Genomic DNA, 19,764 nt, shown 5'->3' with positions numbered 1-19,764 from the left:
AAGCGGACTGTGTTCGGTGTCAGATCTTGGCGAGCGTTTTACGATGAAACAATTCGAGGCTCACCATGGATTTCATCAGGCCGTCGAGGGTTCGCGCATCCCATCCAGTCAGATGCTGCCAGCGGTCGAGTCGATAGGTGACAGAGTTCGCATGTAGGTGGATGTCACGGGCGGCGGCGCTGACAGAGAACCCGCTTCGCGCGAAGGCGCGGACGGCGTCCATCAGATGTGAGTGCTCTTCGGCCACAGATGCCCCGGCCTGTAGAAGCGGCAGCAGCTCGTCCTGGTGGGTGGCAAGAGTGGCGATGAGCCATTCGTCGGCAAAACTGACCGTCGTGCCCGGCGCTGTCGCCAACTGCAATGTGCGCTCGGCGTCGGTGATGCTTTGAGCTGCGCCGACGAGCCCGACCCGGGGCATCCCGATACCTAGTGACGTTCGTGGATGATCTCGCATGATTGCGTGGATGACTTCGGTTGGTTCGCCCTGACACATCACGATTACTCGGGAGCCATGTCGACTGCAATGCGCGACAACATGCACGGAATCCAGGGTTCGTTGCAGGTGTTCCACTTGTGCTTCTGACCATTCGTCCTCGACGGCCGACAGTGCTTGGAACGATTTCTGTGTATCGAATCCGAGGGTTTGTGCCAGCTCTCGGGCGTTGCTCAGTTCCATATCCGTTGCACTGTGCAGTGTTTCGAAGAATCGGTATCGAACGCCGGCGCGGATGGCCTGCTCGCTGCGCGTTGCCTCGGAGTGTCCGACTGCGACTGCGCTCGTCGCGGCGTGAACGAGGTCCCAAAGTTTGCCGCCTGCTTGCAGCAGCTCGTGTGTTGGTTTCGTGGACCGCTGGACCATCGTGTCCCAGAGCTCACGAGATGCAATGTGATAGGTCTCGATGACATCGGAGAGGGGGAGCCCTTGCATCGCGCGACGGCGCCCGAGTTCGCGGTTTCGGTCGGTGTCTTCTGTGGTGATCGTTTCGTTCTCGGCGACGGCACACAGCATTGCGGACAACTGTTTGCGGATGTAGTTGCCTTGCTCGGCCACTGGTACCGCGGAGTAGGCCGGGAGTTCGCTGCGAATCTGTTGTACCGCGCGCTCGGTGAGCGCTTCGAGCTCGTCGGAAACCTCGCGACACAACCGTCGGATCGTGTCTTCTTCTTCGACGTCGGTTACGTCCACGGGGTTACTCCTTTGTGCGTGCTTGGTCTTGCGTCCCGTGAATTTCACGAACGAGCGTCGCGGATTCCGGGGTTCACCCATGGTCCCGCCATAGTGACGGGAGGCACACTCAACGCTAGACCGGACGACGATTCGACGGCAAAACGCCCCTCGCCTCATCTGCTCCGGATCGATCAACGGCTAAGGAGCCACAATCATGTCCAACGAGGCGAAGAGTGCCTTGCTCGCAATCGGAGTTCCGTTCGTCGGGGTGCTGGGCGGGATAGTTGCGCTCTCCGGATCCGAACTGACTGTTCTCGGATTTCCCATTTTGTTCGCGTGGCTTTTCTTGTGGATGCCGCTGACCTCGTTGTGTCTCCACATGGCATGGAAGTTCTTTGACCGCAAGGACTTCGAGGAAGCGGAACGAAACGAACTGGCTCAGGCCAAGACCGAGATCGGGGATCCGACATGATCGCTGCAACATTTACGCTCGTGCTACTCCTCGCGCTCGGCGCCGGAGTGCTTTCACGCCGTGGAAGCAAAAAAGAGATCTCCGACTACCTAGTGGGCGGGCGGTCTTTCGGTCCCGTGCTGGTTTTCATCCTGGGAGCAGGTGAGGCCTACAGCATCGGCACGCTCATTGGATTTCCCGGGGGTGTGTACGCCCACGGGGCAAGCTACGGCGTCTGGTTCATCGGATACATCTTGCTTGCCTACCCGATCGGATACTTCTTTGCGCCCTATCTCTGGCGGGCAGGCAAGCGGTATAACGCGATGACGCTGCCCGATGTGGCAGGGCGGCACTTTCGGTCGCGCGGGTTGGAACTGACAATCGCGATTGCCTCGGTAGTCTTCCTCATTCCCTGGGGGCAGTTGCAGCTTGCCGGCCTCCAGGTCGCACTGAGCGGACTTGGCATCACCATCAACCCGACGGTGGCGGTTTTCGTCGGCGCTGCGCTTGCTCTGCTCTTCCTCCTGCTTTCGGGTGTGCGTGCACCGGCGTTCGTGTCTTACGTCAAGGACGCAGCTCTGCTGTTGGGAGCGATCCTGATCGGACTGGCCGCCACGGCCAAATCGGGCGGTATCACGAAGCTCTTTGCCGATGCGGCATCCCATGGGGCCGGGCAGGCCTCGCAATCCACCGTCACCGGTTCGTCGCTGACCTTCGTTCTCACCACAATTGTGTTCCAGTCACTCGGTTTTTTCGTTTTCCCCTTCATCGTGCAAGCGGTGCTATCGGCGAAGTCCGAGGCAACCCTCAAGCGAGTCGCCCGATTCAACCCGCTGTACATGCTCATGTATCCCTTCCTCGTCGCTGCTGCCTTCGGCGCAATTTCATTGCTGCCCAACAAGCTCGAGGGCGCAGAGTCCAATGAGGTGCTCCTGCAACTGTCCCGTCTCGTGCTCCCGGACTGGCTGACCGGAGTGGTGGCGGGTGGTGCGGCACTGTGCGCGATCGTTGTTCTGTGTGGCTCGGCGCTGGGAATCGGCTCGATCGTCTCGCGAAACATCGTTCCTGGAATACCCGAATCACGTCAGAGAGTGTGGGTGCGCGGGGTCATCGTCGCCTACCTCGGCCTGTCGCTGATCCTCACCCTCGCCGCACCCCAATTGCTGCTGACGCTGGTGAATACCGCGTATTACGGGGTGACCCAGGCCGTGGTGGTGTTCGCGACGATGATCTTCGGATGGAAGCTGCGACCGGCAGCGCTCGCGATGGGCGTGGTGCTCGGCGACGTGCTGGTGCTCTGGCTGTACCTCGACACACACGGCACGGTATCGATGTGGTTGGCGGACAAAGGCATGAACATCGGTGCCGCAGCGCTCGTTCTGAACGTGTTGTTCGTGTCCGCCACCCGAGTGATGTGGCCTCCTGTCGAAGCGGTTTCGGGCCTCCGTGCAGAAAATCGATCGGCACCAGTGCCTTGCCCCGCAGCCCCGACCACGAAGGCGGATATCCGATGACTCGGACACTACTCACCGCAGATGCAATCCTCACCCAAGACGCAGCGTCACCCCAGGTTGAGGCACTCGTCCTCGATGGAGGCCTGGTTGTCGCCACCGGAAGTCGAAAGGACATGGGGGAGTACGCCGGACCGGAAACTCGTCGGCTCGATCTCGCCGGCGCTACTGTGATCCCGGGGCTGATCGAGTCGCACATTCACCCGACCTACTCCGGCTTGACTGACGGATGGGCCGATTGCCGGACGCCACCGTGCGCCTCGATCACGGATATCCAAGGGGCTCTGCGGAACTCCACTCCCACTCACGGCTGGATACGTGGATGGGGGTACGACGACACACAACTTCGAGAAGGTCGCCATCTCACACGCGATGACCTCGACGCAGTCTGCACCGACCGCCCGATCATCGTTCTGCACATCTCGGGGCACTTTGCGGTGGCAAACACTGTTGCGCTTGCAACTGCAGGCATCGACGAATCGACGGTGGATCCCGGGGACTCGCAGTTTCCGCGTGGGGCGGACGGGAGGCTCACAGGGATGGCCTGGGAAATCGACGCCGTGGCACGGTTGAGCGGCGCGATACCAGACCTGACACAGGCAGAGGTGCAGACCGCGTTGCTGCGTAGCTTGACACTGGCGCGTTCGCGAGGAATTACGACCGTCCACGATTTAGGGGTCGGCCTGTCGGCGGGCATGCAGGAGTTGGCCGCCTATCGTGCCCTGGACACCATGGGCGAGATGCCCGTGCACACGGTTGGCTTCCTTCGGGGTGATCTCGCGATCGCAGAACTGGAGGAAAGGAACATCGCTTTCACGGCTGCACCGGCCCCAGGGTCACGCTTCCGCCTGGCCGGCGCCAAATTCTGGGCGGATGGGTCCATTCAAGGATTGTCTGCAGCCTTGCGAACTCCGTATACCTGCAGCCCGAACCATCACGGTGATCTGCTCTATCCGCAGGAGCAACTCGACGACATGGTTCTCCAGGTGCACCGCGAGGGAGGTCAGGTCGCGGTGCACGCCAACGGCGATGCGGCTGTAGCCGCCGCCATCGCGGCGCTGCGCAGTGCGCACCGCAGTGACGGACGTCGAGCGCGGCACCGTATCGAGCACTGCCAGGTGAGTAGGCCTGCGGATCTCGAGGCGATACGTGATGCCGAGATCGGGGTGAGCTTTTTCGTCAACCATGTTTTTCATTGGGGCGATCGTCACCGTGACCGTTTCCTCGGTCCTGAGAGAGCCGGCAACCTGGACCCGCTGGCGTGCGCCGATGACATCGGCTTGAAATTCGGGCTGCACTCGGATTGCCCGATAACGCCGATGGATCCCCTCCAGACGATTAGGACTGCTGTGAATCGGCTGACCATGGGCGGTGCCGTGCTTGGCGCCCACCAACGGATCGGAGTGCAGCGTGCAGTGCAGGCCATGACTGTGGACAGTGCGTACTTGGTCCATGACGAAGGACGGGCGGGGATCTTGGCGCCGGGTCGTCGTGCGGACCTTGTCGCGCTCGACGGCACTCTTGCTGCTCTCGCAGACGCTTCGTCCGACATTCCTCAGCCTGCACTGGTCATGGTCGACGGCAGGTAGCGCATGAGATTGATTTCGTCCCAACGGTTACCAGCTCGAGGTGGAGATTCGTGCAGTTGCTCGACAGTGAAGTTGTTCGGCGCTGTGCAGTTACGGCTGCCGCCGCGGCCGCGGTCTGTCGTTCGAACGGGCCCGGCGTGGTCGATGGCGACGCAGTGACGGGCAAGAGTTTCTTCCTGCCGGATGGCGGCTGGCCGGGCACCTGAACACATGTCCGGTTTCTGGAGCAAAGTCGGGACGAGGAGCGTGCCACCCTTGTAATCTCGCACGGGAGTTTGCGGGGCGCGGGGTATCCCGCACAGCGAATGAGAGGATGAAGGTGACAACTGTCTACACGCGCCGCCGAGGGGCGCGCCCTTTCGGAATCGCCCTCGCTGCGCTGGTCGCCATGGGTGCGGCCCTGACAGGCCCCACACTCGCCTCCGCCTCGAGCGGCGACCTGCAATTGGGTTCGAGTCAGTTCGGATCGTCCGGGGAGCAACCGCCGCTGCCGGAGATCCCACCGCCGTCCGCGGCCGAGATCAGGCTCGACGAGGCGCGGAACTTCCGCGACATCGGCGGGTATCGGACTACCGATGGCAGGACCGTCCGGACAGGCCTGGTGTTCCGTTCCAACAAGCTCAGCTCGCTCAATGAGACTGATCTGGCAAAACTCACCGCCGCGAACCTGACCCTCGACGTCGACCTGCGCAACGCCTCCGAACGTGCGGAGGATCCCGATCGGATCCCCGCCGGGGTCACCTACCAGGTCGCCGACGTCGTCAGTATCGAACACGGCATCGCGTTCCACGAGTTCGTTCCCCTGACCCTCGGTCGCGCGTTGATCGACGGCGCAGTCAAGGGAACCTCGAACATCGGCCAGAGCATCGGCTACCCGTTCATGGTCAACTACCGGGGTTCCGATGTCGCCTTTCGTGACCTGCTGACTGCGATCGCGAACAACTCCGACGGCGCAACCGTCTACCACTGCAGTGCAGGGAAGGACCGCACCGGTTGGGGTACCGCGATCCTGCTGACCATTCTGGGTGTCCCGCGGGAGTTCATCAGTGCCGATTTCATGGCGTCGAACACGTACCTGGGCCGGGACGACGCGGTGGACCTGTCGTGGCTCGATGCGGCGTATGCACAGGTGGACCGGCTCTACGGCGGTATGGATACTTACGTACGGGAGGGCCTCGGCGTCGACCAGGGCACTGTCGACTCTCTGCGCGCCAAGCTTCTCCTCTAAGCGGAGCTCCACGCCCGGCTTCTTGCCTATTCGGACCTTCTTCTGTCCCAGCGCGACCTGTGGTTGCGGGAGCGCGCGATTGTGTGGCGCCGCTCCTGGGGTGGGCCCGAGGTTTCTTGGCCGTGTGCGATCACCAAGTGGCGCAAGAACTTGGCGCGCAAGAATCACGCCTGGTCATGGACTCGACGCGGGCCAATTGGTCAGCATCGAATCGAGAGCCTCGAGGATTCTTGCCCAGCTTTCGGCGCTGTCCGGTGCACTGTGGCTGAACGATCCACCCAGCTCGAGGCTGGCGTACCCATGAAAAACGCTGCCGAGCAACCGAACTGCGTGGGTCTGATCGAGATCGGTGAGGTTGTACCCGCGCAGAATCGATCGCATCATCTGCGAGTGTCTGAAACCCGCGCTCGCGGCCGCGGCCTCCGGGGTGAGGCGCATCTGTGACGCGGCGTACCGACCAGGGTGTGACCTCGCGTAGTTGCGGTACACGTTCGCGAAGGCGGTCAAGGCGTCGCGGCCGGACCGACCGGCCACGGCGTCGGCAGCCTGGTCGGCCATCTCTTCCAAGGCAAGCAGCGCGATTCTGGTTTTGAGGTCGTTCGAACTTTTCACGTGCGAGTACAGGCTTGCGACCTTGACGTCGAACGCTCTGGCGACCGCCGATACGGTCACCTGCTCGAAGCCCACCTCGTCGGCCAATTCGGCGCCCGCCACGGCGAGGCGTTCGGGTGTCAGTCCTGCGCGAGGCATGTCCGTTGGTCCTGTTCGTCGAGAAGTGAAACCGCTTGCCTAAATAGTATAGGCAAATTACTGTGTGCTGTAGTTAAAACCTTCGCAACTTATCTACAGGTGAATGAGATGAACAGCCAGAGCAGCTGGATTACCACCGCAATTTCCGAGGACATCGTGCGCGGAGCCCTCGAGCTCGAGCGGACCGAACGCGGTGTGCTGACACACCGTCTGCCTGCCAGAGCTCGCACGCAATTCGCTGACGGGCAGATGGCAATGGCGCAATCACAACCGTCCGGAGTGCGGCTGGTGTTCCGAACCAGCGCTACGGCCATCGAACTCGACACTCTGCCCACGAAAATGATCTACATCGGTGCCCCGCCGAGGCCGCAAGGGGTGTACGACCTGATCGTCGACGGCGAACCAACCGGGCACGCAATCGCTGAGGGTGGCAACACGGTGACGATCGACATGGCGACCGGTACCGCTCAGAGACAATCCGGACCCGTCAGCACCATCCGCTTCGCGGACTTGCCCGCGCGATCCAAGACCGTCGAGATCTGGTTGCCGCACAACGAAACCACCGAACTTGTCGCATTGCGAACCGACGCCCCGCTCGAACTCGCAGTCGGCACGAAGCGCGATGTGTGGCTCCATCACGGAAGCTCGATCAGTCAAGGCTCCGGCGCTGAAAGTCCCTCCCGCACTTGGCCTGCTCTCGCAGCCTCCCTCGGCGGCGTGGATCTGATCAACCTCGGGTTCAGCGGCAGCGCTCTGCTGGACCAGTACGTCGCCCGCGCTATGCGAGACACTCCTGCCGACCTCATCAGCATCAAGATAGGCATCAATCTGGTCAACTCCGACGTGATGCGCCTGCGGGCCTTCACGTCGGCAATGCACGGCTTCCTCGACACGGTCCGCGACGGCCATCCAGTGGCTCCACTGCTGGTCGTCTCGCCTGTCTATTGCCCGATTCACGAAGACACGCCTGGACCTGGTGCACTCGATTTCGACGCGCTTGCCAGAGGCGAAATGCGATTCGTTGCTACCGGCGATCCCGCCGAGCGTGCAGCCGGAAAGCTGACGCTGCGCTCTATTCGGGAAGAGTTGGCGCGCATCGTAACCCAGCGATCGGCGGCTGATCTTAATCTGCATTACGTCGACGGGTGCGATCTCTATGGTGCGGCCGAGAACGAAGAGTTGCCGCTTCCCGATCAGCTCCATCCGGACGCTGCGACGCACCGTCTCATCGGCGAACGCTTTGCCCAACGGGTATTCGCAGACGACGGCGCATTCGCACGCACGGTGTGATCGCGCAATCTGGTTCGATCGGATTTCACACGATTTGACCCTGACGTAGCGTGAGGGCTCACGATGACTTCATGACCGATACTTACCCGGCATTCGACATCAGCCCCGTCCCTGTCCCCGCTACAGACGCCGTGCCTCCGGAACAGTTCCGAGGTCTCTACGGAATGCCCATGTTCGTGTCGGTTCCGACATCGGATCTGGCCGAATCTGCCGACTTCTGGATCCGTGGGCTCGGTTTCTTCGACCTCTTTTCGGTACCGGATCGACTGACGCACCTGCGACGCTGGGCATTTCAAGACGTTCTGCTCGTGCCCGGCGAATGTGCAGATTCACCACCGTCCGTCAGCGTGAGCTTTGCGTGTGTGCTGAGTCAGATCGATCAGATAGCCAAGGCGTGTGAGGAATTGCGGCCCGGATGCACCAGCGGTCCACATCTGAAGCCGTGGAATTCACTGGAGTTGGAGATTGTGACACCGGAGAACGCGCGTGTGATCATGACGGCCGCTCGTCCGTACGACCCGAACAGTGCCGAGGCCGAGCATCTGCGAGGCATGGGAATTGACGGACCCGTCGACTGAACCGAGGTCTGACGCTGTGGCCTCCCGAACCGCGTCTGTCAGACTGGATCACGTGACGGACCAACTCTTCGGAGACGAGGCAGACAGTGCTCTCACTGTCGGTGCTGCCGCATCACGACTAGGCATAACCGTACGTACCCTCCATCATTGGGACGCAATCGGTTTGGTGCGTCCGTCCGGGCGCAGTGACGGGGGCTACCGGCAGTACACCGACGCGGACCTCGGCCGCATCGGCCGGGTGCTTGTCTACCGTGACGTGGGTTTGTCGCTCGACGAGATCAGGATATTGCTCGATGCGCCCGCAGCCCACGTGGACGAGACGCTGCGTGGGCAGCGCGCCGAGTTGCGGCAACGGATAGCCGACTTGGAGGAACTGGGCGAGTCCTTGGATCGCATCATCGATGCCAGGAAGTCGGGTGTGCTGTTGCCGGCACACGAGCAGGTCTCGATCTTCGGCCGACACTGGCAGCCGTCATGGGGACCTGAGGCGCACGAGCGTTGGGGTGACAGTGCGCAGTGGGCGCAGCACGCGGAACGGTCGGCGGGTAGGATCGCTGAGGATTGGCAGAAGATCGCCGACTGCGTCGAGACGCTCAACGAAAATCTGGCGCTGGCCTGCCGATCCGGTGTCGAACCGGGAAGCGCCGAGGCGAATTTGCTGGCAGAACGGCACCGAGCGTCGATCGGGGTTTACTTCGACTGCACACATTCGATGCAGGTGTGTCTGGGACGGATGTACGTGGCCGATCCGGGATTCACCGCGTTCTACGAGCAGGTCGAGACCGGTCTGACAGTGTGGCTCCGCGCTGTCATCGATGCGAATGCTCGGGCCAACGGGGTTGTCCCCGAATCGGCGACGTGGGTGTGAGTGAGCTGGTGGTCGCTCGTCAGTCCAAAGACGCACACGCAGTGCACCACGGTCGGCCGTCGACTCCGGGCGCACGATGGGACACTGCGATGCGCGCGGCCAAAATGCAGCTTTCGTTGTCGTGATAGACGTCGAGATCCGAAGGAACCGTCGAGTGGAACGCCGGGACCTTCATGTCTACCTCCGTTGTGGCTCGCCAGGGAGTTGGCTCGTTGCGGCAATCCTCCCACCACAGAGATCATCTCGCCTGTCGGCAGAAGCAGGGCCGTTGCTCGGCCAAATTGCCAGGGGTCGACACGTGCGGTCCCGTCCGCGCGATTGTGCAGCCCCGCAGCGACTTACAGGTGTGGTTACTTGATCGCCCTGCCTTCCGAACAGATGCGCACTGCGCGCGGGGTGTGATCTTCGACGGCGCTCACCGCAGAGAATCCCGCAGGGATAGGCTGGACGGATGCGTGGAGAGTACAAGGTTCCTGGTGGAAAACTGGTCGCGGTCGACGTCGAGGTGGCGGACGGTCGGCTGTCCGAAGTCGCAGTCTCGGGGGACTTCTTCCTCGAGCCCGACAGCGCGCTCGACGACATCAACGCGGCGTTGCGCGGAATGCCCGCCGACTCGGATGCAGAACAGTTGGCGCATGCCATCTCCACTGCGCTCGACGAGTCCGTCTCGATGATCGGCTTCACGCCGCAGTCGGTCGGCATCGCGATCCGGCGCGCACTCGGCCACGCCACGAGCTGGGCGGATCACACCTTCGACCTCATCCCGCCGGTGGTTCTCGATCCCGCGATGCACGTCGCGCTGGACGAGGTCATCGCGCGTGAGGTCGCATCGGGTGAGCGTCCGCCGACATTGCGTTTCTGGGACTGGGACTCGCCCTTGGTCGTGATCGGATCGTTCCAGTCCGTGCGTAACGAGGTCGACTCCGAGGCGGCTGCGCGGTACGGCATCGGGGTGGTGCGCCGAATCTCCGGTGGCGGCGCGATGTTCATGGAACCGGGCAACTGCATCACGTACTCGTTGGCAGTACCGGCGTCATTGGTCGAGGGTTTGAGTTTCGAGCAGTCCTACGCGTTTCTCGATCAGTGGGTCATGGGAGCGCTTGCCGAGGTCGGTATCAACGCTCGGTATGTGCCGCTCAACGATATCGCCTCGGACAAGGGCAAGATCGCCGGCGCCGCTCAGAAGCGATTCGCGTCCGGCACTGTGCTCCATCACGTGACCATGGCCTACGACATCGACGCTGAGAAGATGACGCAGGTGTTGCGAATCGGACGAGAGAAGATGTCGGACAAGGGAACCAAGAGTGCGGCCAAGCGCGTCGATCCGCTGCGTTCGCAGACCGGAATGACGCGTGCAGCAATCCTGGAGTCGTTTGCGCAGCACTTTCGAGGTCAATACGACACCCACGACAGCGATTACACGGACTCGGAGTTGGAGCAGGCGCGCAAGCTGGTGGACACGAAGTTCAGAACCGAAGAGTGGACTCACCGCGTCCCGTGAAACCGAGAAACCGGGACGAGACCCGAGCGGTCTCGTCCCGGTCGCCTAGGTAGCCGGAGTCGCTGAGTTTGCCCCGAGGAGCTCGGCGTCGGCCGTCCCGGAGTTCCGCTTCGGAATGGTGAAAGTTGCGCTCACGCACAGGATTGCGATGACGAAGCACGCCACTGTGTACCAGAGGTTCCCGATGGGATCTCCAGCGCTGGTGGAACCGTCGACCGCGTCGAAGAAGTCGGGAAGCGCACTCGCCCACAGGACGGCCATGACAACCAGGTACACCACGCTGTAGATCTGCACGAACCTGTTGGTGTGTGCAGGAGTGTTCGATTCTGCCGAGCGCAGGTGCGTCCATTGGCGGACGAGAACCACGATCGCGACCACTGTGAGGACTGCAAGTTCAGCGGCGTAGAGGAACCCGCGGACAGTGTCGCTTCCTATACCGAAGACCGTCGCCGGGAGCGGGAGAATGAACGTACCCAGCGAGGCCAGCAGGCCGATCACGATGGTGCGCCATACCAATTGAAGTCCGGAGAAGTGCTTGCCGGCATCGACGTGCCGTCCGACGAAGTACTGGACGCAGAATGCCAACGACATCGGCCACAGCGCGGCGAAGACGACCACGCTGGGAAGTGGAACCGCGTCGAACATGGGTTGGTTGATCGGGTTCGACGTCGACCACTCCCACCACCGCAACTGGGGCCCCAGGTGGTCGAAGATTTCGTAGAACGCATGGTGGACGAAGCCGACGCAGACAGCGCCCAGTAGTGGACCGTATCTGCGGAAAACGCCGAGCATTCTGACTATTTCGAAGGCCAACGTCGCCATCAGTGGATAGATGGCAACGATGTACAGCGGCAGTCGACCCCACATGAAGTCGACGGTGAACACGTTGTGCGCGAACATCGTGTCCACTTGTTCTTCGATGCCGAACGCCGCCGGGAAGTACAGCGGAGGCTCGATGATGAACAGGTAGGCGGTGGCGCCGAACCAGAGAACCAGATTGGTGGGGTCGCCGTTGCGGCGCAACCGCACGATCGCCAGGACCAGTGCGAGCACCGAGCCGACGATGATGGTCCATTCGAGGACGGGCAGGGTCCAGTTCTCCAGCGCCGCCGGGTTACGGAACTCGACGAGTCCACCTGCTTCCTGACAGGAGAAACCGAGTTCTGTTGCGAGCTGGGAAAACGTGGGGGAGCAGTGTTCTGCCATCAGTTGGCCCCTGACGTGATCGACTCGGCTTGTGCCTGAGATTCGGCGGTGTACCAGCGTGTGCAGTCGTAGCCGTCGTCGTAACGCTTGAACCACTGGTCGGCGAGTGCGGGGAGTTTCTCGTGGTCCGGGTTGTGATTGGGCATCTGGCTGCGGAAGACACCGCCGAGTGCAACGAGTTGTTCTCCGAGTTGAAGGTGATCGAAGGCGCGAGGCATCGTGCCCTTGGTCAGATACGGAGCGAACGACGTCAGAATCTTCTGCTTGGTGCGGTGGGTGGCGAACATCGACAGTGAGTCGACTTGCCGCTCGGAGAGCGGAACGTGCTGGTTGAAGCCTGCGCAGGCGATACGAATCACCTTCATCACGTGCGCGAAGATCGACGGTGCCATCCGCATCCGGTAAAGCTCGCTTCCGACAACGGAATTGAAGATGATCAGAGCCGAGCTGCGATGCTCGACCTCCTCGACGAAGTGCCAGATGAACAGCGACGCGACGCGGTCGTCTCCCGGGCGGAACAAGGTCGCCTCGTTGTCGAGCATCAGCTTGAACACCGGAGTGAAGGTCGCCTCCAGGTCCGCGGTGTATGCAAGCCGGTAGTTCAGCGAGGTCGCCTCGGTCAGTAGATCGAATTCACCGATCACAGCGTCGAGCGTGTTCTGTAGTCCGGGGTAGCGCCTGATCAGAGCCTTCACATGCTGGCGGTGCGCGGTCGAGTGATGGCCTTCCTGACGCATGAACGCCACGGCTTCCTCGGCCACTTCAGGATCGCTGATCCGCGACTTGGTCTGCATGATCATCTTCACGATCATCTTCTCGAAACCGATGGCCAGGAACGAGACCGCGTTGGACATGCTCGACCAGGCCGGATTCTCCGGGTTCCACAGGAAGGGAACGTCCTGATCCTCGAATCCGAAGTCCATTTTTCGGGGTTGAAGGTTGGTCACTTGTCGAACCTCGTCTTTCGGAGGGGCTGGTCAGGTGGCCGCTCTGGCACTCGAAGCCACGTGTGGCGGTAATCATACATATTGGTGTGCAGTTGTATGTTCACTTTCGGCGAGGGGAGTGAATTCGAGGGGCGCAGATGCAAAACCTGCCTGTGTTAGCCTGTGGCTCTTGGACTTCGAGCGCAAAGACATGGTTCGAGCCTCGTTCGAGCGAGGAAGTGGGCAGTGGCACGAAGGCGTGGGTGGGGCGGCAATCCACCGGACAGTGACGAAGATGCGTCTCGTCGCATTGTCGAGGCCGCGGTCGAGTTGATCGGACGGACGAGTTCGGAAATCAGCATCGGCGACGTCGCCGAGTCACTGGGCGTGATCCGGCAGACCGTGTATCGATACTTCCCCAGCGCTGACGCTCTGATGCGGGCAGCTGCAATCGCGTCGGTCGACGGCTACCTCGATCGGCTCACCACACACGTGAGCGGCATCGAAGATCCCGTCGAGGCGATGACCGAGGGTGTCGTCTACACCCTGACCCAGGTCCACCGAACGCCGCATCTCGGCATTCTGCTCACCAGCACGAATTCGAGTCTTCATCCCGAAGGTCTGACCTCTCAGGAGGCGCAGGCCTTCGGAATGGCGATGATCACCCGCTTCGACGTGGACTGGGTGCGTTTCGGATACGACGACGCATCACTTCAGGAACTGGTCGAATACGTCCTGCGGACGATGCAGTCGTTTTTCCTCGCGCCCGGCGACCCGAAGCGGAGCGACGAGGAACTGCGGCGATACCTACGGCGCTGGATGGGTTCTGCGATCATCGCCCAGGGAAATTCTGTCAGCGGTGATCCGATCAGCGCAGAACCAGAGTCAAAACAACCGCGCTGACGCACGCGGCGATGACGACGATCAGCGCGAACAGGTCGGCGAGCTGAGGGCGCTTGGGGTACGCCGCGATCAAACCGGTGCCCCCGCGAGCGGAGATCGCTTCACCCATCTCGGCAGAGCGCCGAATTGCCACCGACATGGTCGTGGTGATCAGATCGACTATCGAATTGTCGGCAGCGCTGTTCACCACAGCTTTCGGGCGTAGTCGTCGCGCCGCCACCAGGGTGAGCATCTCGTCGATCAAGAGCGGAAGTGAACGAATGCAGAGGGCCGTCGCGATCGCCCACTCGTCGACCGGGATCTTGAGGAATCGCAGCGGTCTACCGAGCGTTGCCAGTGCCGGCGCCACATCGCTCATCGACGTGGTCCATGCCAACATCAGTGAGACGCAGAGCAATACAAGACCGAACGTCACAGCTTGCAGGTAGATGAAGACTGCGTCGAGGCCGATCGGAAGATTGATCAACGCGCCGAGCAGGATCAGCGCCCACAACCACCACGGAGGTCGCGGAACTGCAGTCGGGGGGATGCGTCCGATCACCGCGGTCAGCAACAACAATCCGAGTACGACGCCGATCGCCGGCCAGGACGGAGCGGTCACGACCACGATGCTGACGAGAACGACGGCAACGATCTTCGTTCCGGCCCACAATCGGTGGATCGGCGATGAAGTCGGGACTTCGCGCAGAAGTGTTGTCACGTCGTCGATCCTTCCAAGGCGCTGCTGGCGGCAGGGTCGAGGATGCGACCCTCCGACAGTCGAATTGTTCTGCTGCACACGGCGTCCATGCCGTCGACATCGTGGGAGATGACGACTACTGCGGTTCCGTTCCGACGAATCCACCTGAGTACGTTCAGGATTTCGTGTCGACCGGGTGGATCGAGACCGGCCAGCGGTTCGTCGAGGATGAGTACCCGCGGTTGGCGCACGAGGAGACCGGCCAGGACGACGCGTCGCATCTGTCCGCCGCTCAACTCGTCGATGCTGCGGCCGGCGATGTGACGGTCGAGTCCGACGGCGTCGAGCGCCCACGAGACTTGCACCGATCCGATCTCCGGACCTCCGGCGGCCTCGATGTCTTCGGCGACGGTTCGGCGTTGCAGCTGCAGTCGCGAATGCTGGAACGTGAGACCGACGGTGCCGAGTTGGCGTGAGACGGGTTTGCCGTCGAAGACTGCGGTTCCCTTGCTCGGTGCGATCAAGCCCGCCATGATCCAGGCCAGAGTCGATTTACCGGAACCGTTGCCGCCCAGAACCAGCAGCCCGTCGCCGTCGCCGATTGTGAGATTGACGTCCGACAGTGCGCGCCGCGACCACGGAGTCCGGTCGTTGTACGTGTGGGTGACATCGGTGAGTTGGAGGACAGCTCGAGTGCTGACCGGCCACGGCGCAGACGGCGGACCCCCGAACGTCGACGTCATCCAACCTGGTTGGTGATCGATCTGCCGTCCGCGTTGTAGTTGAATCACCCGATCTGCGTTGCGGGTGTCGGCGTGGTGATGGGTGACCAGTACCACGGCCATCGGGTGGCGTCGCGGAAGTTCGGCAAGGAGCGAGACCAATTCCTCCCGGCCGGCCTGATCGACCATCGCGGTGGCTTCGTCCGCGATCAGCAGAGCGGGGCGCCGCACCAGCGCGGCTGCAACAGCCAGACGTTGCATCTCGCCACCGGACAGCCCGGAGGTCTCACGCATACCCATGCCTGCGAGTCCCACCTCGGCCAGCAGTGCATCGACGTCGGGATGCGACTCGGGGGGGAGCCCCCAGACGACGTCGTCCGCGACGCGGGTTCCGAGGATCTGGCTTTCGGGTCGTTGGAGGACGACGGCGGTTCCGCCGTGTCGGCCGAGACCGGCGGACCCGGGTCTCGTCAGCGTCCCGACAGTCGGCGCGCGACCGGCGAGCAACCGGGTGAGTGTGGACTTGCCCGAGCCGTTGTGGCCGACGACGGTGACGAACTCTCCTCGTCGCACGGTGAAGTTGACGTCGACGAGGGCCGGTGTCGTTGCACCCGGATAGGTGAAGCCCACGTGATCGAAAGTGACCGGCAACGGATCGATCGGACGGTCGTCGGGTGCTGTCTGGAGCGGGTCGGCCGAAGGGAGTGCAGCCAATCGGTCGAGGACGGCGCCGAGGACGAAATAGGAGACGACGGTACTGAGGACGATTCCGGAGATGATGGACACGCCGATCCACAACCACCAGTAGTCGATGATCGAGCCGATGCTGTTCTCGATCCATTCGGCTGCGCCGACGAGTGTGGGGGCACGCTTCAAGATCTCGGCCACGCCCAACGCGGTGTTCTCGAGCGAGGTCAACAACAAGGTGCGCAGCGGAGCGAGAACAAGCAACAGGACTATGGAGAACAACGCCAGCGCGGGCCCGATGACCAATGACGACAGCAATGCGGAGACGAAGCCGAGACCGCGCCGCTTGACCGTACCGATGATTCCGCCGAGGAGAGCGCTCAATGCGACCGCCGCCGCAGATCCCGAACCCGCCGCGACGAAGGCGACTGCCGTAGCCGAGATACCGGCCGTCGTCACGGCGCGGACTCGGAAGCGCTGGGCAACAATTCCCATCGGAACGGCGGCCACGAGGTTGAGGGCGCTGGCCATGGGGATGACCGTGGCAATGACGGACAACGCGACCGTGAATCCGGCCATGACGGCACCCGTTGCCAACTCGAGTGGTCGAAGGTTGCCGGTTTCGCGGACTTGCGGACGGTTGCTCACTACGTCCAGTGTGCCAGTGGTGACATAACTCCCGCCCGACTGATGGTGAGCGCATCGGGGTGATTGCGTAGGCTTCACCTCAAACAATGCATCGGACGGAGCGTGGAAGACGTGAGTGCAGCACCCATCAGGGTCGGGGTTCTGGGAGCCAAGGGCAAGGTCGGTCGAGCGATCTGCGAGGCAGTGGAAGCTGCTCCCGATCTGGAACTCGTCGCTCAGGTCGACACCGGTGATCGCATCGAGACGTTTGTCGACACCCGCACTCAGGTAGTGGTCGATTTCACGCACCCCGACGTCGTCATGGGAAATCTGGAATTCCTCGTGGCCAACGGAATTCATGCAGTGATCGGCACCACCGGTTTCGACGAGTCCAGGCTTGCGACTGTGCAGTCCTGGCTCGACGCCCAGCCGGCAACGGGTGTTCTGATCGCCCCGAACTTCGCCATCGGTGCTGTGCTGTTGATGCGCTTCTCGGCTGCCGCGGGGCGCTTCTTCGATTCCGTCGAGGTCATCGAACTCCATCACCCCAACAAGGCAGATGCTCCCTCGGGCACCGCATACCGAACGGCCGCCATGATCGCCGAGGCTCGCGCGGAAGCAGGCGTGGGACGCAGTCCTGACGCCACCACGACCGAGCTCGAGGGTGCGCGCGGAGCGGACGTCGACGGCGTCCGGGTTCACTCCGTGCGGATGGCCGGACTGGTCGCGCATCAGGAAGTGATTCTCGGAACTCAGGGCGAGACGCTGACCATTCGCCACGACTCGATCGACCGGAATTCGTTCGCGCCGGGCGTTCTGCTCGGTGTCCGCCAGATCGGCTCGCGTCCGGGTCTGACGGTCGGTATCGATTCCTTTCTCGATCTATGAACAAGACCACCCGCACCGTCGCACTGATCGTCGCGATTTGCATTGCGCTCGCGGTGTACTTCGTGCTGCTCGGTCAGCGCGGAATCCAGCTCATCCAGGACGGTGGCGGCGCCGCGATCGGTCTCGGGATCGGCGTGCTGATCCTGCCATTCCTGGGGCTGTGGCTCGTCATCGCCACGCTCCGTGCCGGCTTCACGCACCAGCGCCTCGCGCAGCAGATTCACGACGAGGGCCTCGCTGTCGATGCGTCTGCGCTTCCGAAATTGCCTTCGGGCCGGATCGAGCGAGCGGCTGCCGACGAGTTGTTCGCCCAGATCAAGGTCGACTGGGAAGCAGACCCGGACAACTGGAAGCAGAACTTCCGACTTGCTCGCGCCTACGACTATGCCGGTGACCGAAGCCGGGCTCGGGAAACCATGCGACGGGCAGTCGAACTGGAACGCCGTTCACGAGGCAAGTAGGTGTCTACGCCGCGGAGCGGGGCCTGCTGAGACGCTACCGCTCCGGAACGGTTGTGGGAGATGACGGATCCGGAGTGGTGGGGTCGAATGGCGGCGGGTTGTTCGGGTCGAAGCTCGTCACCGGCACCGAACAGGTCGCGCCCACTTCGGGATACGTGTTCGGGTTGACGCGCAGAGCCGAGACGAACTGATCGATGCGCGCGTCCGCGGCGTTGTCGAGCTTGAGCTGACGGCCCCACGACTGCAGCGAGATCGGCGAATCCAGGGTCGGATACGGCGACATCAACGTGTAGCTCATGCCCTCGACTCGCTGTGCCAAGCGAGCCTGATCCTCGCTCGAGACGAGGTCGGGGTTGTACGTGATCCACACGGCCCCGTGCTCGAGAGAATGGACCGCATTCTCGGTCCGAATCGCTTGTGGATAAACAACTCCGGTGCAGTTTGCCCAGACCGAGTCATGACGGCCGCCGAAGGGCGGTGAATATGTGTACGCCACGCGTTCGTTCGGGCGTACGTGTTGGGCTGCTGGGTAGTCGACCGTGACAACTCCGTCGATGGCTTCGGACGGATCCGGGTTGTCGATGCTCGGAACAAACGCATCCGGGCGCGGTGATCCTTCGAGGGAATTCGCACACGAAGCCAGTGCGAGAACTGCCGAGACCACCACTGTCGCTCGAAGTTGTTTGTTCACTCGGCCATGATAGCGGCGCCTGTCCGCTTTCCCGGGGACGCGAATCGACTACGACCCGAGAGAGCCGCTCGCTCCGCCCGACAGTGCGATGTCGCTGGCGCCGCGAAGAATTCGGATTGGTGGTAATGGCCCTCGGTATGCCTCGGAGCCACTGATCAGATCACCGGCAGCGTCGAACGCGATCGCCTCACCTTGTGGCTCGTCGGGAAGGGGGACGCGAATCGGGTTGGTGTTCAACGCTTTCACGACATCGCCGTCGGGAGCTGCGTACAGGTAAGCGTCGGTATACGTGCGGAGCGCTACCACCGTGCCGTCCTTGCTCACGGCGCCGCCGGTGACAGCCATCGTGCCGGCGTGGGGGACGGGCCCACCGGGTGTGAGGGTGGGAGTAAATCTGAGCTGACCTACTTTGGCCAACATGGTCGGCGAGCCCGTACTCAGATCCTGAACCTGCTGTCGCTCAGCGGTTGTGTAGACCACGCTTGCACCTAGGTAGTCCTTGGTGACGATGACGGGAACCCCGTCGCTCTGGATCAGTAGTGTCTCGGCGTCGTGCCCGCCGTCGGGATAGACCAGGGGGTAGGAGGTCGCCGCACCTGAAGCCGGATCGAGGTCGATCAGCCCGACCGACGTTCGTACCGCGTTGTTGTCGCCGATGTCTGCCAGCCACAGATGGCCGTCGGGAGTCGACGACAGATCCTCGACGTCGACACGAGGGGTGCCCACGCTGATCCAGCGCTGCACGTGGCAGTTCGAATCGAGTTCGGCGACCCGATCGTCGGAGCCGCTGTCGCCGATTGCGTACATCCCGGCCGCGGTGACGGTGAGTCCGGACAGCTCGGAAAGGCCTGCATCGGTGGGTGTGCACAGTACGTCGAAGACGCGGGCCTGTTGCGCCGCCGCAGGAACAGTGTGAACGCCGACAATCGCGGCGGCGAGAACAACCGATCCGGCAGCCCAAGCGACTGAGTGGGTGAGCGGTCGATTCCAGATCACGATGCAGTCCTCCAGGCCGAAGAATCGGGACTTAGTACCCAGAG

At 62.4% G+C, this 19,764-nt stretch carries 21 protein-coding genes; 12 read left to right on the top strand and 9 right to left on the bottom strand.

What is annotated here, in order from left to right:
• Positions 1-19: 19 nt before the first annotated feature.
• Positions 20-1,186 (bottom strand): CdaR family transcriptional regulator, encoded by a 1,167-nt coding sequence (locus ATN38_RS19040; protein ID WP_007735099.1) that lies wholly within the window; start codon positions 1,184-1,186, stop codon positions 20-22.
• Positions 1,187-1,382: 196 nt separating this feature from the next.
• Here ATN38_RS19040 and ATN38_RS19035 point away from each other — a divergent pair, with 196 nt between their 5' ends.
• From ATN38_RS19035 to ATN38_RS19015, 5 genes are all read left to right on the top strand, one after another.
• Positions 1,383-1,640, top strand: coding sequence for a DUF3311 domain-containing protein (locus tag ATN38_RS19035; RefSeq protein ID WP_003942271.1), 258 nt, complete (start codon positions 1,383-1,385; stop codon positions 1,638-1,640).
• Entirely contained in the window at positions 1,637-3,133 is a 1,497-nt protein-coding gene (locus ATN38_RS19030; protein WP_030535588.1) for a sodium:solute symporter, read from the top strand. The genes ATN38_RS19035 and ATN38_RS19030 overlap by 4 nt, the downstream gene beginning before the upstream one ends.
• Complete coding sequence (locus ATN38_RS19025; protein WP_042922654.1) at positions 3,130-4,719, top strand: amidohydrolase; 1,590 nt, start codon at positions 3,130-3,132, stop codon at positions 4,717-4,719. The genes ATN38_RS19030 and ATN38_RS19025 overlap by 4 nt, the downstream gene beginning before the upstream one ends.
• A gap of 50 nt (positions 4,720-4,769) precedes the next feature.
• Positions 4,770-4,925: a hypothetical protein gene (locus ATN38_RS19020; RefSeq protein WP_155277914.1), complete on the top strand. Its 156-nt coding sequence runs from the start codon at positions 4,770-4,772 to the stop codon at positions 4,923-4,925.
• Positions 4,926-5,032: 107 nt separating this feature from the next.
• Positions 5,033-5,947, top strand: coding sequence for a tyrosine-protein phosphatase (locus ATN38_RS19015; RefSeq protein ID WP_007735104.1), 915 nt, complete (start codon positions 5,033-5,035; stop codon positions 5,945-5,947).
• Between the two features lie 174 nt (positions 5,948-6,121).
• Here ATN38_RS19015 and ATN38_RS19010 read toward each other — a convergent pair whose 3' ends face one another.
• Complete coding sequence (locus ATN38_RS19010) at positions 6,122-6,697, bottom strand: TetR/AcrR family transcriptional regulator (RefSeq protein ID WP_030535586.1); 576 nt, start codon at positions 6,695-6,697, stop codon at positions 6,122-6,124.
• A 108-nt stretch (positions 6,698-6,805) separates the two neighbouring features.
• Here ATN38_RS19010 and ATN38_RS19005 point away from each other — a divergent pair, with 108 nt between their 5' ends.
• The 3 genes from ATN38_RS19005 to ATN38_RS18995 all read left to right on the top strand — a co-directional run bounded on the left by ATN38_RS19005 (position 6,806) and on the right by ATN38_RS18995 (position 9,433).
• Complete coding sequence (locus ATN38_RS19005; protein WP_218748368.1) at positions 6,806-7,987, top strand: GDSL-type esterase/lipase family protein; 1,182 nt, start codon at positions 6,806-6,808, stop codon at positions 7,985-7,987.
• A gap of 71 nt (positions 7,988-8,058) precedes the next feature.
• The gene (locus ATN38_RS19000) at positions 8,059-8,565 is read left to right on the top strand and encodes a glyoxalase/bleomycin resistance/dioxygenase family protein (protein WP_042922656.1); all 507 of its coding nucleotides are present in this window, start codon (positions 8,059-8,061) and stop codon (positions 8,563-8,565) included.
• A gap of 52 nt (positions 8,566-8,617) precedes the next feature.
• Positions 8,618-9,433, top strand: coding sequence for a MerR family transcriptional regulator (locus tag ATN38_RS18995; protein WP_308256319.1), 816 nt, complete (start codon positions 8,618-8,620; stop codon positions 9,431-9,433).
• 19 nt (positions 9,434-9,452) lie between these two features.
• Here the strand turns inward: ATN38_RS18995 and ATN38_RS18990 are convergent, their stop codons facing one another.
• Positions 9,453-9,608 carry a hypothetical protein gene (locus ATN38_RS18990; protein ID WP_003942131.1) on the bottom strand — a complete coding sequence of 52 codons (156 nt, stop codon included), beginning with the start codon at positions 9,606-9,608 and terminating at the stop codon, positions 9,453-9,455.
• A 276-nt stretch (positions 9,609-9,884) separates the two neighbouring features.
• On the opposite strand from ATN38_RS18990, the gene ATN38_RS18985 reads away from it, so the two are divergent.
• Positions 9,885-10,934, top strand: coding sequence for a biotin/lipoate A/B protein ligase family protein (locus ATN38_RS18985; protein WP_003942269.1), 1,050 nt, complete (start codon positions 9,885-9,887; stop codon positions 10,932-10,934).
• 45 nt (positions 10,935-10,979) lie between these two features.
• Here the strand turns inward: ATN38_RS18985 and ATN38_RS18980 are convergent, their stop codons facing one another.
• Positions 10,980-12,140: a hypothetical protein gene (locus ATN38_RS18980; RefSeq protein WP_042450699.1), complete on the bottom strand. Its 1,161-nt coding sequence runs from the start codon at positions 12,138-12,140 to the stop codon at positions 10,980-10,982.
• Complete coding sequence (locus tag ATN38_RS18975) at positions 12,140-13,087, bottom strand: metal-dependent hydrolase (protein ID WP_030535581.1); 948 nt, start codon at positions 13,085-13,087, stop codon at positions 12,140-12,142. The genes ATN38_RS18980 and ATN38_RS18975 overlap by 1 nt, the downstream gene beginning before the upstream one ends.
• A gap of 225 nt (positions 13,088-13,312) precedes the next feature.
• On the opposite strand from ATN38_RS18975, the gene ATN38_RS18970 reads away from it, so the two are divergent.
• Positions 13,313-13,969: a TetR/AcrR family transcriptional regulator gene (locus ATN38_RS18970; RefSeq protein WP_007735111.1), complete on the top strand. Its 657-nt coding sequence runs from the start codon at positions 13,313-13,315 to the stop codon at positions 13,967-13,969.
• Here the strand turns inward: ATN38_RS18970 and ATN38_RS18965 are convergent.
• Complete coding sequence (locus tag ATN38_RS18965; protein ID WP_042450697.1) at positions 13,935-14,669, bottom strand: energy-coupling factor transporter transmembrane protein EcfT; 735 nt, start codon at positions 14,667-14,669, stop codon at positions 13,935-13,937. The genes ATN38_RS18970 and ATN38_RS18965 overlap by 35 nt on opposite strands.
• Complete coding sequence (locus ATN38_RS18960) at positions 14,666-16,705, bottom strand: ATP-binding cassette domain-containing protein (protein WP_218748366.1); 2,040 nt, start codon at positions 16,703-16,705, stop codon at positions 14,666-14,668. The genes ATN38_RS18965 and ATN38_RS18960 overlap by 4 nt, the downstream gene beginning before the upstream one ends.
• A 111-nt stretch (positions 16,706-16,816) precedes the next feature.
• Here ATN38_RS18960 and dapB point away from each other — a divergent pair, with 111 nt between their 5' ends.
• Positions 16,817-17,572, top strand: a complete 756-nt coding sequence (dapB, locus tag ATN38_RS18955; RefSeq protein WP_374104623.1) for a 4-hydroxy-tetrahydrodipicolinate reductase — start codon at positions 16,817-16,819, stop codon at positions 17,570-17,572.
• On the top strand, positions 17,569-18,033 hold the full coding sequence (locus ATN38_RS18950; RefSeq protein WP_003942246.1) for a hypothetical protein: 465 nt from the start codon (positions 17,569-17,571) through the stop codon (positions 18,031-18,033). The genes dapB and ATN38_RS18950 overlap by 4 nt, the downstream gene beginning before the upstream one ends.
• A 34-nt stretch (positions 18,034-18,067) precedes the next feature.
• Here the strand turns inward: ATN38_RS18950 and ATN38_RS18945 are convergent, their stop codons facing one another.
• Both ATN38_RS18945 and ATN38_RS18940 read right to left on the bottom strand, forming a co-directional pair.
• Complete coding sequence (locus ATN38_RS18945) at positions 18,068-18,724, bottom strand: DUF3105 domain-containing protein (RefSeq protein ID WP_003942235.1); 657 nt, start codon at positions 18,722-18,724, stop codon at positions 18,068-18,070.
• A gap of 48 nt (positions 18,725-18,772) precedes the next feature.
• Complete coding sequence (locus ATN38_RS18940; protein ID WP_030535576.1) at positions 18,773-19,720, bottom strand: hypothetical protein; 948 nt, start codon at positions 19,718-19,720, stop codon at positions 18,773-18,775.
• Between the last annotated feature and the right edge of the window lie 44 nt (positions 19,721-19,764).

The sequence above is a fragment of the Rhodococcus sp. FH8 genome (genome assembly GCF_019266085.1).
In the GTDB taxonomy this organism is placed as follows: Bacteria; Actinomycetota; Actinomycetes; order Mycobacteriales; family Mycobacteriaceae; genus Rhodococcus_F; species Rhodococcus_F qingshengii.
Note: the sequence above shows the minus strand (reverse complement) of the source record. Positions and strands in the feature narration are given on the sequence as shown.